General features: G+C 43.0%; 10 protein-coding genes and 1 pseudogene. 4 read left to right on the top strand and 7 right to left on the bottom strand.

Annotated features, from left to right (window positions below):
- Positions 1-3: 3 nt before the first annotated feature.
- From U2718_RS07060 to U2718_RS07050, 3 genes are all read right to left on the bottom strand, one after another.
- The gene (locus U2718_RS07060) at positions 4-546 is read right to left on the bottom strand and encodes a DUF928 domain-containing protein (RefSeq protein WP_341993222.1); all 543 of its coding nucleotides are present in this window, start codon (positions 544-546) and stop codon (positions 4-6) included.
- A 111-nt stretch (positions 547-657) separates the two neighbouring features.
- On the bottom strand, positions 658-789 hold the full coding sequence (locus U2718_RS07055; protein WP_341993221.1) for a hypothetical protein: 132 nt from the start codon (positions 787-789) through the stop codon (positions 658-660).
- Positions 790-841: 52 nt separating this feature from the next.
- The gene (locus U2718_RS07050) at positions 842-1,183 is read right to left on the bottom strand and encodes a hypothetical protein (protein WP_341993220.1); all 342 of its coding nucleotides are present in this window, start codon (positions 1,181-1,183) and stop codon (positions 842-844) included.
- An 89-nt stretch (positions 1,184-1,272) separates the two neighbouring features.
- Between U2718_RS07050 and U2718_RS07045 the strand changes: the two are divergent.
- A pseudogene (locus tag U2718_RS07045) lies at positions 1,273-2,430 on the top strand (CHASE2 domain-containing protein).
- Positions 2,431-2,642: 212 nt separating this feature from the next.
- On the opposite strand, the gene recN reads toward U2718_RS07045, so the two are convergent.
- Positions 2,643-4,397, bottom strand: coding sequence for a DNA repair protein RecN (gene recN, locus U2718_RS07040; RefSeq protein ID WP_341993484.1), 1,755 nt, complete (start codon positions 4,395-4,397; stop codon positions 2,643-2,645).
- 366 nt (positions 4,398-4,763) lie between these two features.
- Here recN and U2718_RS07035 point away from each other — a divergent pair, with 366 nt between their 5' ends.
- Entirely contained in the window at positions 4,764-6,794 is a 2,031-nt protein-coding gene (locus U2718_RS07035) for an AarF/ABC1/UbiB kinase family protein (protein ID WP_341993219.1), read from the top strand.
- Between the two features lie 15 nt (positions 6,795-6,809).
- Here U2718_RS07035 and U2718_RS07030 read toward each other — a convergent pair whose 3' ends face one another.
- From U2718_RS07030 to U2718_RS07020, 3 genes are all read right to left on the bottom strand, one after another.
- Positions 6,810-7,517, bottom strand: a complete 708-nt coding sequence (locus U2718_RS07030) for an intradiol ring-cleavage dioxygenase (RefSeq protein ID WP_341993218.1) — start codon at positions 7,515-7,517, stop codon at positions 6,810-6,812.
- A gap of 129 nt (positions 7,518-7,646) precedes the next feature.
- On the bottom strand, positions 7,647-8,078 hold the full coding sequence (locus U2718_RS07025; RefSeq protein ID WP_341993217.1) for a hypothetical protein: 432 nt from the start codon (positions 8,076-8,078) through the stop codon (positions 7,647-7,649).
- A gap of 48 nt (positions 8,079-8,126) precedes the next feature.
- Positions 8,127-11,135, bottom strand: coding sequence for a valine--tRNA ligase (locus U2718_RS07020; protein WP_341993216.1), 3,009 nt, complete (start codon positions 11,133-11,135; stop codon positions 8,127-8,129).
- A 130-nt stretch (positions 11,136-11,265) separates the two neighbouring features.
- Between U2718_RS07020 and U2718_RS07015 the strand changes: the two genes are divergently transcribed.
- Positions 11,266-11,649 (top strand): GxxExxY protein, encoded by a 384-nt coding sequence (locus tag U2718_RS07015; RefSeq protein ID WP_341993215.1) that lies wholly within the window; start codon positions 11,266-11,268, stop codon positions 11,647-11,649.
- Between the two features lie 160 nt (positions 11,650-11,809).
- A complete protein-coding gene (locus U2718_RS07010; protein ID WP_341993483.1) occupies positions 11,810-13,081 on the top strand; it encodes an MFS transporter in 1,272 nt (423 codons plus the stop codon).
- Positions 13,082-13,109: the final 28 nt, after the last annotated feature.

Genomic DNA, 13,109 nt, shown 5'->3' with positions numbered 1-13,109 from the left:
CCTCTATTTATTTAATATCCCAATCAATTCTGCCTCAGCAATCTGCTTTAACCCGATCGCAGGATCGGTTAGTAAATGCAACCATACTGTCTGAAAATCTTTATTTTGTGGCTCACTTAACCGCAGTGATGCCAACTCGGTCAACATATCATACCAAATACCTTGCTCTGCATAGGCTGCAACTTTCTCCAAGGGAGAATTAGCTGATTTTAAGGCTTGTGCCAACTTCTCGGAAACAGCCACTCGTTGAACGATCCCAGTGACTGATGCTGGTGTTGCTTCAGCCGTTGCATTTGTCACAGGGCAGTTAATATCAAAATACCAACGGTAGGTTTTACCAATTTGTAGAGATGCAGCCTTTTGAGGTAAGACAACACCGATAATTCCAGGTTTGGCAGAAAGTGGAAACTGGGTGCGATACACTTCATCCTCACCATCATGGAGAGAAAATTCTCCCGATGAGGAATCTTTTGAAGTATAAGGTACGTACACCCAAAAAGTGGGATAGTTGTTGGTAGTTAAACGCGATCGCCCCTCACCTGCCAAACGAGTTAGCGGTGGTTTATTGTTATTAAATACACAGTCACCGCGACTACCAGTACCACCTTCTGTAGTTGGAGTGCCATGATCTGGTGGTTCTAACTCTTTGGAAATAAACTAAATCCGCTTTTGTTGAGTATTACTGCTATTGGATATATTGGATTGCGCTAATGCAGATATGTTGTAGGTTATACCCCAAAACACACAAGCAAGTGCGATCGCTCTGAGAATAGGTTTTTGTAAAGCCATTATTATAATCAATCGAGTTTGTCAAAGATTTACATATCATATATACAACTGCCTAAGGCTGAATTCTAAAATCGTTGACTGCCGATTCTGCCAACACACTACCATCTGCATTCAGCGCTTTTATCTGCCAGCGTAAAGGTTGCCTTGAACGCTCCTTGAGCCAAGGAGGAGCAAAATAGCTGGTTTTACCTGCTGCGAGAATTGCTGACAATATTGAAGTTTCTCCTTGGTATACTTCTAGTTTGTAAGCACTTGCCCCTGCAAATTCCTGCCATACAAAGCGGATAAGTTGTTTCGCTGATAGTATATTCCCTGAGTTTGGTTGTAGCAGTTGCACTTGGGGGGAATTTGGTTTGGCAAAATAACGCAATACAGGCAAGGGAAATCCGGCCACACCACCACTATTAACGATGCCAATTACGTCACGCCCGTTCTCGTGAAAAGGTTTTGCAGCTTTATCTGAGAATTTTGCAACAGGGTAAGGTGATTGCCAAAAATGAACCAGAATATTTAGAGTTGCGGTTATCAGGCTTGGTAATTAAGCAGCAAGGATACTTCCAAGTTTTCAATCGCATTTATCAGTCTGTGTTTCATCGTCAGTGGGTGACGGCAGAACTCAAAGCAATTACAGAGGCAGATGTGCAGTCTCAACCACCAGAAGAAAGAGGTGCTGCATCCCTATCTGATATTGCTTTGGATGAGTTATTAACGAAGTTGGCACAAGCCAAACCGAGAGCAATTGGACTCGATTTGTATCGCGATCGCCCGGTGATCGAAACCTATCCTAACTTGGCACAGCGGATGCAGCAAAATGAGCGATTTTTTGCTATTTGTCAGTACGGTAACCCTGGTGTACCCCCACCTGCGGAAGTTCCTCGCGATCGCCACGGCTTTAATAATGTCTTGCGAGATCCGGATGATATTGTTCGTCGTCAACTGTTGGCGGTGAGTTTTTCGTCTCCTTGTCAAAGCAAATATTCTCTGAGCTTCAAGTTAGCCAAGCGCTATCTGGAGGATGAAGGCATCAAATTCACAATCACACCAGACAATCGCCTCAAGTTGGGGTCAGTCGTCTTCAAAACCTTAGAAAATAACAGTGGCGGCTACCATAATCTAGATGCTAAAGGTCACCAAATTCTCCTCAATTATCGTGCATCCAAAGCGATCGCCCAAACTGTCACTCTCCAGGAAGTTTTAAGTCCCCAATTCAATTTGGCAACCGTTAACAATCGCATTGTCATCATCGGTACTATTGCCCCCAGCTTTAACGATCATCGCTGGTAGACGCCCTACAGTCGCCAGTTGAGCGGGATTCAGACAATTACGGGTATTGAAGTGCAAGCACACATGGTTAGTCAACTTCTTAGTACTGTTTTAGATGGGCGATCGCTGCTGTGGTACTTACCAGAACCCTTAGAAATTCTCTGGATTGGCGTTTGGGCTTTAGGGGGAGGATTCGCAGTCTGGCATCCCCATTCCTTAAGATACACCCTTCTGAAAGTAGGTTTGGTGATTGGTGTTTTGCATAGCAGTTGTATCTGGCTATTAATGATTCCGGGGGGATGGTTTCCGTTGATTCCGGCAGCATTAGCTGCTGCGGTTATGAGTTTAGCTGTTGCGACTAGTAAACGTAAACTTTAATCACCGATGCTGCACAAATTGCACAGTGAACTAACCCTAACCCTTTCAACGTGGGTAAAATTTTTGGTCAAGAAATTCCTCTTTCAACCTATACACTATGTGTACTCTGCGCCTCTGCGGTTAAATAAACGACTTTTAAACCACACAGACACATAGACGCGTAAGCAGCTTACCGCAGGGTAGAACGCTGAGAGAAAAAAGAAATTTGATGTTCAATCATTCCCAGAACCACCGCGTCGATGATTTGCTGCCTGTGTTAACAAAGACTCAGCAAAGGCGATCGCTTCTTGTGCTGATTTACCACCTGCCAATTGTGCTAGTTCTTCTCTACGTTTAGTTAAGTTGTCTAGGGTGATGACACGGACGACTGTACGCTCTTCACTATGGCCGTTGTGTTCTTTTTTGCCTTTGACTTGATTGACTACTTGCTTATCCACCCGGAAATGACGGTCTGCCATTGCCGCTACTAAAGGTTGATGTGTAACAGATAATACTTGGTGGCTTTGACTTAACTGATGTAATTTTTCAGCGATCGCTTGTGCTACCCTTCCAGAAACACCAACATCGATTTCATCAAATACCAGGGTTCCCGTCGCGTCTGCTTGGGAAAAACAAGCTTTTAGGGCTAGTAAAAAACGGCTCATTTCTCCACCAGAGGCGATTTCCGATAAAGGTTGGAGCGGTTCTCCAGGGTTGGGGCTAAACATAAATGTAATTTTGTCTGCTCCGGCGGTGGTGGGGGATGTCGGCACAATTTCTACTTGGAACTGCACCTTCTCCATCGCCAAGGGTTTGAGTTCCTTAAGTAGTTCCGCTTCTAATTCCAGGGCTGCGGTACGACGCAACTGCGTTAACTTGTGGCAAGCTTGAGTGAGCTTTTCCCAACACTCCTGTTCTTGCAATTCGAGACTTTCTATCGATTGTTCGCTATCGTTCAGTTTGGCTAATTCTGCTTGGATGCGCTGATAATATGCGATCGCCTCACTCAAGGTGGGGCCATATTTACGACAAATTTGCTTTAACTCCCGAATCCGCTCTTCTACTTCCTCCAAACGTAGGGGATCTGCTTCTAAACTTTCTCCATAGGTATTAATCTGCCGTGCCACCTCTGTCACGGTTGCTTGAGCATCCCTTACCAAGTCTAATAACACTTGCAGCTGGGCATCGTATTCCGCCATGTCAGTTAGAGTTGCTTCACTGTCTCCCAGCAAGTCTACTGCTGTTGGAGTTTCGCCATCGCTCTGGTACAATGCTTGGTAAGTTTTATAACTCATCTGTTGCAGTTCGACGACATGGTTGAGACGTTGCTGTTCTTGCTGGAGTTGCTCTAATTCATCGGCTTCGCTCAGGTTAGCATCTCCCAGTTCTTTAACTTGATATGTCAGCAAGTCGAGTTGTTGCAGGCGTTCCCGTTCTGACGTGCGGCGTTTTTCTAAGATTTGGTGGGCTTGTTGGTAAGTATTGTAGATATTGGCAACAAAATGTCGCTGCTGCAACATTGATTCACCACCATACAAATCCAGCCAGTCGCGGATTTGGGCAGATTGCCCCACCAAAACAGTTTGCCCTTGGGCGGTAATTTCCACTAAGCGATCACGCAATCCCGCCATTAACTGCTGATTTACCAACACTCCATTCACCCGCGAACGACTGCGAGCTTTTCCGGAGGAGAGTGTAATTTCTCGACTGACAACTACTGAGTTATCATCGATTAAGTCGATTTCCTGTTCGGTTAACCAAGCGGCGAATGCAGAATTAGAAGTAAAAGTTGCTTCTACCATCGCCCGACTGCTACCAGTGCGGATGACGCGACTAGAAACTTTACCTCCCAAGGCTGCATCAATGGCATCTAGAATAATTGACTTGCCTGCGCCGGTTTCACCTGTCAACACATTTAGTCCAGAGCCAAACTCTAGTTCCAGTTTGTCAATGAGGGCAAAATTTTCGATTCGCAACAGAGACAACATCAAGCCAAATTCTCCGTGAGGGTAGACGCCGGCTACTTCCAACATCAGGGATAATGGTATGACTTAGCCAAAGTCAAAAATCCCTTTTTGATCTAGCTTTTGAGCTTTTGCAAGCTACTCGGTTACCCCTGAACAAGCACGCCCAATTGGGTGTACCAAACCTAGTTTAGTGTGACTTTTATCTAGTTAGACGAGGGCGATAGACTTTCTTAATGGCGATCACGTGGTTATCGATAAATTATCGTAGGTAGTAGATGTAAATCAAAATTGCATCTTCTCACCCGATTTATGCCTTTTTCGAGAACCTAAATTCTCAACATATTGTTACAATACTTAACAGTTCGACTCCGATGCGGTGGTAAGTTCATGAATGTAAAGACATCTTCCCCTACTTCCCTGCAAGTAGCTCCTGAAGCAGTAACAGAAGATACTGCAATAGTTTCTGTTGTGAATTTATCAGCGCCGGAGGAAGCCGAAACACATCAAGCATTAGCGATCGCCAAAACCGAACCTGAAGCCGCACTGTATTACGATCCTCTGGCAATCAAGTCTTATTATCAAAGCCGTCCTTTGCAAGTTTTGCAACGCATTATCGCGGTTTTGATGCCAACTATTCGCTTTGCTTTAGGTATATGGTGGGATAGCAAACGGGGAATAGTCGTTAAAAATGATTCCCGTCGAGCAATTCAACTGCGAGAATTACTGACTAGGCTAGGGCCAGCTTATATTAAAATCGGTCAGGCTTTATCTACCAGACCGGATTTAGTTCCACCAGTCTATCTGGAAGAACTAACTCAACTGCAAGATAAATTGCCTCCCTTTGCCAACGAAATAGCTTATCAGTTTATAGAAGAAGAATTAGGCGCACCTCCCCAGGAAGTGTATGCCGAGTTGTCGCCAGAACCAATTGCTGCTGCTTCCTTGGGGCAAGTTTATAAAGGAAAGCTCAAAACTGGTGAAGAAGTCGCCGTTAAAGTTCAACGCCCCGACTTGCGAGAGCGCATCACCGTTGATTTGTATATTCTGCGCCGATTAGCAGGATGGGCGCAGAGAAACTTTAAACGCATCCGCAGTGACTTGGTTGGTATCCTCGATGAATTAGGCGATCGCATCTTTGAAGAGATGGATTATATTCACGAGGGAGAAAACGCCGAGCGGTTTTATCAGCTATATGGTCATATTAAAGACGTTTACGTACCGAAAATTTACTGGGAATATACAAATCGTCGCGTCTTGACGATGGAGTGGATTAACGGTACGAAATTAACCCAGCCAGAAGAAATTCGCGCTCAAGGTATTGATGCTAGATATTTAATCGAGGTGGGAGTGCAGTGTTCGTTGCGACAGTTGCTCGAACATGGATTTTTTCACGCCGATCCCCATCCCGGTAATTTACTAGCTACCACCGATGGCAAATTGGCATACCTAGACTTTGGCATGATGAGTGAAATTAAACCACCACAGCGCTATGGTTTAATTGAAGCAATCGTCCACGTCGTTAATCGTGACTTTGAAGGTTTGGCAAACGACTACGTCAAGTTAGATTTTTTATCACCAGATACAGATTTAACACCGATTATTCCAGCGTTTGCGAAAGTATTTGCCGATGCTCAGGGAGCTAGTGTTGCCGAGTTAAACATTAAAAGTATCACTGATGAACTATCGGCTTTGATGTATGAGTATCCTTTCCGCGTGCCACCTTACTACGCTTTGATTATTCGTTCTTTAGTGACGCTGGAAGGTATAGCTATTTATATAGATCCTAACTTTAAAGTTTTAAGTGAGGCTTATCCTTACGTTGCTAAAAGGTTGTTAACAGATCCTTCACCTGAATTAAGAGCATCACTGCGAGATTTACTTTTTAAGGAAGGAAGTTTCCGCTGGAATCGTCTAGAAAATTTGTTACGCAATGCCCGTAGCAATCAGGACTATGACTTAAACTTAGTTTTGAATCAAGCGGTAGATTTTCTATCTTCAGAACGTGGTGCTTTCATTCGCGATCGCCTACTAGATGAAGTTGTCAAAAGTGCGGAAGCTCTGGGTAAAAATATTTTGCATAACTTCACCTATTTACTGCGAGAACGGGTTGGCGTCACAGCAATCAACGAAACTCCTGCTGCCACAGCCGAGCAACAGCAAACCTTGGAACACATAAAGAGAATTTTAAATATTCTTCGTGAAACTCGTGGCTTCGATCCAGTGCAGATTGCTCCGCAAATTGCCCAAATGTTAGTAAATCCAGGCGTACAACGTTTGGGACAACAAATTGCTAGCCAATTGGCACAAAAAGCACTTACTAGGTTGATTCGAGAATTGTTGGCGTCGGAGGAAGTTGGAAAAAGTGAAAATACTGGCTTAGAACAACCTACAAAGGTTTCTTTACCAGCAAGAGTATAACAATTGTGATGCTACTCAAGCTGTCTGAAGCCCAATATCGAATGTTGCTGCATAACCTTGGCTTGTTTTAGTCAGTGCGAGTAACAATTTGTCTCCACCGCTTTGGAAGATTCCGTCTTGTGCGTTCTTCAACGTGCGCTGTCCCTTGCTGGCATATGGTGCTTGTGTATGCACCCGATCCGTAATCGAATCATCAAAGTACAGCTGTGAGGTAAACTCATAACCTTGCCTTGATGTCCCGTCTGTGCGTACCTTCAAGTGGATATGGACTGTTCTGCCCTGATACCAACCAGGATAGATAGTTGTGAACTCGACGGTTCCATTCCCATCTGTTACTTGATACCCGCGCAGGAACTTTTTGCCGACTGTATTGAAACTTGGATCATTTACGTCCGAATATACGCCTAGCGCGTCACAATGCCAAATATCCACGATCGCACCGACGAGTGGCTTGCAGCTAGTATTAGCGATCGCAGAAACGCGAAGCCTCAGTTGGAGTGGCACACCTTCTTTTACCGAACCGTCGGAGGAATCGGATCGAATATCAGAGCGTTTCAACTTATCATCCACAAAATATGGCCCTTCAGTCTGCTCTGGTATAACTACACATGCGGGTAATTTTGCAGGATTTACTGGAGATGATGTTTGCGCGGTGGTGGGTTTTCTAGGTATGCATCCCACTACAAATATTGCAGTTCCGGCAGCCCTAAACAGAGCTAGCACTTCTCTTCGGTTGAGAATCCAGCATTGGTGAAGATTATTTTTTTCCATTGTACGAGTGATCAGTGGTGAGGATACAATGACAGGGAGAAACTAGCAAAAATATTCTCTGTGTTTGCGCCCCTCTTCTAATTAACTCTCCTCTTTGATGCCGTTTTTCTCTCGTTTGAGGCTTTCTTCTAAGGCTTGAATTTGTTCTCGACGCGCTTCTAATTCCAAACTGCGACGCGCCAAATCTTGAGTTTGCAAAGTTAGGTTTTGTCGCCACTGTTCGGCTCGCTCTGTTTCCTCACGCAAAAACTCAGGAGTAATGCCAGTAGTAAGGTAAGTTTTTACTACCTCTAGCACCCAGTTCGTGGCTTCTTCTAATTTTTCAATCTCACCCGTAGGAGAAAGCTCAACTAAAACGAGCAATTTCTCAGCTAGAGTTTTGCTTTTTCCCAGAAGAATAAAAGCTTCTTCTGGGATGATTGTCCACATGTTTTCAGCTTCCTGCCGTGCCAACAACCGCAACTGAAGTTGATCTAAAAATTCATTTTTATGCACCTGGGCTAGATATAGCATGACCTTTGTTTTGTTGGTTGCGGCTCTACAAGAATTAGATACTTAAAGTTATGCTAGCTGACGCAGGCGATCGCGCAAAATTTCCGCTTGCTTTTGGGCTTCTGCTAAAGCATCCCGCACTCCCTGTACAACTTGCGCTGGTGCTTTATCCACGAAACTAGAATTGCTTAACCTACCATTGAGAGAATTGACTTCTGCTTCTACTTTGTTAAGGCTTTTCTCTAGCTTAGTACGTAGCGCTTCAATATCCACCACTCCAGCTAAGGGAAGTAGAACTTGTATTGTACCCACAACTCCAGCAATGGCTTTTTCTGGTTCTTGTGGTTGTTGTAATTCTACCTGGGGCAGACTATCGTCAACAGTTGTTTGGATAACTTTGGCAAATAACCTTTGTCTAGCTTGAGTGAACAGCAAATAGCGAGCAACAAACCACATTGTATAACCAAGACCGACCATTTTAAAGAAAGTTCCGATTAAGGGAATGTCATCAATGGCATCGGCGATCGCCAGCCCAATTCTGAACAAGTAAATCGCTCCAATAATGGCTGCTATTTTTGTCCAACCAATTCGAGATTTTTGAGCAGTAAATGTTTGTTGTTGTTGCTCACTAACCGCGATCGTTAAATTCTCAACCTTTGCCAAATCCTTAATATAAGACTGCCCAGCAGTGAGAATTTGCCGTTCTTGTTCGCTATCGCTTTGCAAATTCACAGTCACTTTCACACCTGGCTTCACATCCGCCTCAGCTCGCAAGTTACGAATGGTACGGATGGTATTAATCAGCAGTTCAAACTGTTCTTCCAAAGCCAGATCTATTAAATTTGTTTTCGCCTCTGGATAGGTTTGTACAGACAAACTCTGCTTAGAATCAGCAGCTTGTTGAGTGAGAGTATGCCAAATTTCTTCAGTAATATGAGGCATAAAGGGATTGAGTAGTTTTAAAATCCCTTCCAAAACGTATGCCAAGATTTGTTGAGCTACGCGCCGAGAAGATGGATCGGCGTCCTTTTGCAGCCGAGATTTAACTAATTCAATATACCAGTCGCAAAAATCACCCCAAATAAAATCATACAAACCCTTTGCTGCTTCCCCCAAACCGTAATTGTCCATGTAATTATTAGTTTGTTGGACAACTTGGTTATAACGAGAGAGAATCCAGCGATCGCTTAATTCTGTAGCGGATGGTTCTCCCAATTGTTGCGGAGTTTGCTCATCCAAATTCATCATCACAAACCGCGCTGCATTCCAAAGCTTGTTAGCAAAGTTACGAGATGCTTCTACCGATGGCGATTCATCTGATTTGCGATTGTAGTCCAGACGGATATCTTGTCCGGCACCGGCTACCTCTTTAATCAGGGTATACCGCAAAGCATCTGTGCCATATTTATCCATCAATAATAACGGATCGATGCCATTGCCAGCTGATTTGGACATCTTCTTGCCATTCTCATCCAACACCAAACCATGAATGTAAACATCCTCGAATGGCATTTGTCCAGTAAAATGCCCTGCCATCATCGTCATTCTGGCAACCCAGAAAAAGATAATGTCAAAACCTGTGACCAAAGTGCTGGTAGGGTAATATGTAGCTAAATCTTGCGTTTGTTCAGGCCAGCCCAAAGTTGAAAAAGGCCACAATCCAGAAGAAAACCAGGTATCCAAAACATCTGGATCTCGTTCTATCTTGACTCCTTCGCCAAATTGAGATTTTAACTTTTCCTCAGCTTCGGCTTGATTGCGTGCCACTACAAACGGCGTATGATCAGTAATCTCACCACCCGTTTCGCTCACCGCGTACCAAGCAGGAATTTGGTGTCCCCACCAAAGTTGGCGGGAGATACACCAATCCTTCAGTTTCACCAACCAATCACGATAAACCTTCGTCCAGCGTTGAGGGACAAACCGGGGAGAATTCTTTTGCTCAAGAAAATCTAGGCACCGATCTGCCATCGGGCGAATTTTGACAAACCACTGCGTTGATAGCAGAGGCTCAACGGGAACTTTACCGCGATCGCTATAGGGAACTGTGTGCTTATAATCTTCCACCTTCACCAAAAAGCCGTCAGCTTCAAGGCGAGCAACCACATTCTTTCTAGCTACAAAGCGGTCTTGTCCTTGAAATTCCCCGGCATTCTCATTCAGCGTACCGTCCTTATTCATAATATTGATAAACGGCAGATTGTGCCTTTGACCCATTTCAAAATCATTTGGATCGTGGGCAGGCGTCACCTTCACGCAACCCGTCCCAAAAGCGGGATCAACCAACTCATCACCAATAATAGGAATTTCCCGATTCATAATTGGCAGCGTGACTGTTTTCCCAATCAGATTTTTGTAGCGTTCATCATTGGGATTTACAGCCACTGCTGTATCGCCGAGCATCGTTTCCGGACGAGTTGTCGCCACTTCCACATGACCCGAACCATCCGTAAGCGGATAGCGGAAGTGCCAGAGATTACCATTCACCTCTTTGGCTTCCACCTCTAAATCTGAAACCGCAGATTGTGACTCTGGACACCAGTTAACTAAGTATTTCCCGCGATAAATCAACTCCTCTTCGTAGAGACGATTAAAAGCTTCCGAAACAGCTTTGGATAAACCTTCATCCAGAGTAAAACGTTCCCGCGTCCAGTCTACAGAAACACCTAAACGTCGCAACTGTCCAACAATTGTCCCCTTAGATTCTTCCTTCCATTGCCAAGCGCGTTCTAGAAACTTCTCGCGCCCTAATTCGTAGCGAGTTTTGCCTTCAGCCTTAAGTTGTTTTTCAAGAACAGTGTGTACGGCGATGCTGGCATGATCTGTTCCTGGCAGATAAAGGGCATTGCGCCCTTTCATCCGGTGGTAGCGCACTAAAACGTCAATCAGGCTATTGTCAAAGGCGTGTCCCATATGCAAACTGCCAGTGACGTTAGGCGGTGGAATAACGATGCAATAGGGTTTACCACCTTTATTTGGATCTGCTTTGTAAATGTGGTTTTCTTCCCAAAATTTTTGCCACTTCGCTTCAGTGGTAAAGGGTTCGTATTGACTGGGGAGGTTAGTAATTGCGATCATGCTGGGAAAAATAAGTGTGGAAGGTTTCTAAGAAGGACTCTAATAAATTTTGCCACAGGGTTGGAGAGGGTTTTATGGGAATGAACCACAAAGGACACAAAGGACACGAAGAAAAAAGGATTTAGTAGAGATGAGACAGTTAACAGATGAGGTTGAGCAATTAGCTTATGCTGTAATTGGTGCCGCTATTGAAGTGTACAGAGTGTTGGGTTCTGGATATTTGGAGGAGGTTTATCATAGGGCACTACAAGAAGAATTTTTGCTGCGAGGAATACCTCATAGGTTTGAGCATCCAGTAGTAGTCACTTACAAGGGTCGTACAGTAGGTGAAGGCAAATTAGATTTTTTGCTTGGGAATTCTCTAATTGTGGAATTGAAAGCTGTCCAAAACTTAACCAGAATTCATGAAGCCCAAGTCCTCTCTTATCTCAAAATTACCGGATATCCTCTCGCCCTTCTCGTCAACTTTAACGTTACTCTTCTCAAAGACGGCATCAAACGCATAATCCTTTAAATACTTTCTTTGTGACGGACATCCACTGCCTACGTCAGTGTCTTTCTCTTTGTGTACTTTGTGTACTTTGTGGTTCGTTAATTCTATAAATATCTTGGTGTTCAATTAGTTGTTAAGGTATAAAAGAACTGCTTCACACTCTTTGCCTCTTTGCCAATTTATGCTTAAAAGAAGCATATTTCTTTCTCCTTGGACTTTTATCCCAACTTTATATTTTGCCTCTGGCATACCCTATGTGATTATCAACACTGTTTCTGTAATATTTTACAAACGAATGGGTGTAGATAATGCTCAAATTACCTTATGGACAAGTTTTCTTTATTTACCCTGGGTAATTAAAATGTTTTGGGGGCCTGTAGTAGATATTTACTCTACCAAACGAACATGGATAATTACCAGCCAAATTGCTATGTTTTTGTGTTTGGTTTTAGTAGCCTTTTCATTACAATTGCCAAACTTCTTTTTCATCTCCTTAGTTGTATTAACCTTAGGAGCATTTATTTCTGCTACCTATGATATTGCTACAGATGGTTTTTATTTGCTTGCTCTAAAGCCAGAGCAACAAGCATTTTTTGTTGGTATCCGTTCACTTTTTTATCGACTAGCCATTATTTTTTGTTCTGGAATTTTAGTCTTTTTAGCTGGTAAACTAGAAATATATTTTAAAAACATACCTTTAGCTTGGACACTTATTATTGGTTTTTCATCTGCCATTTTATTAATAATATTTATTTTTCATCGCCTAATTTTACCCTTTCCTGATGAAGATGCTACACATCAATACACAGCAAGAGAAAAAATTCCATTTTTACAGATAATTACCTCGTATTTCACTCAAGAAAAGATTGTATCTATCTTAGCATTTATCTTACTCTATAGATTTGGTGAGGCAATGTTGGTTAAAATAGCGTCTTTATTTTTATTAGATAAGCTGGAAGTTGGAGGGCTAGGTTTGTCAACATCAGATTTAGGTTTAGTTTATGGTACTTCTGGAGTAGTCTCTCTAATTTTAGGAGGTATTTTAGGAGGTATAGTTATTTCTAAATATGGATTAAAAAAATGTATTTGGCCTATGGCTTTAGCTATGAACTTACCTAATATTTTTTATGTCTACATGGCTTATACTCAACCTTCACTAACATTAATATCTCCATTGGTTTCCTTAGAACAATTTGGATATGGTTTTGGATTCACAGCTTTTAGCGTGTATTTAATGTATATTTCCCAAGGTGAATATAAAACCTCTCATTTTGCTATCTCGACAGGCATCATGGCTTTAGGAATGATGCTACCAGGATTAATTAGTGGTTATCTTCAACAAGCAGTCGGATATCCTATATTTTTTATTTTAGTTTGTTTATTCACAATTCCGGGGATGATTTCTATGTTGTTTATTCCTTTAAAGGAAGAAGCAAATCCTACAGCAAGATAATAGAATTACTAATAATCCATCAATTCTC

It is taken from the genome of Chlorogloeopsis sp. ULAP02 (assembly GCF_038404745.2).
Taxonomy (GTDB): Bacteria; Cyanobacteriota; Cyanobacteriia; order Cyanobacteriales; family Nostocaceae; genus Chlorogloeopsis.
The sequence above is the reverse complement of the archived record's forward strand: the minus strand, read 5'-3'. Positions and strand labels throughout refer to the sequence as shown.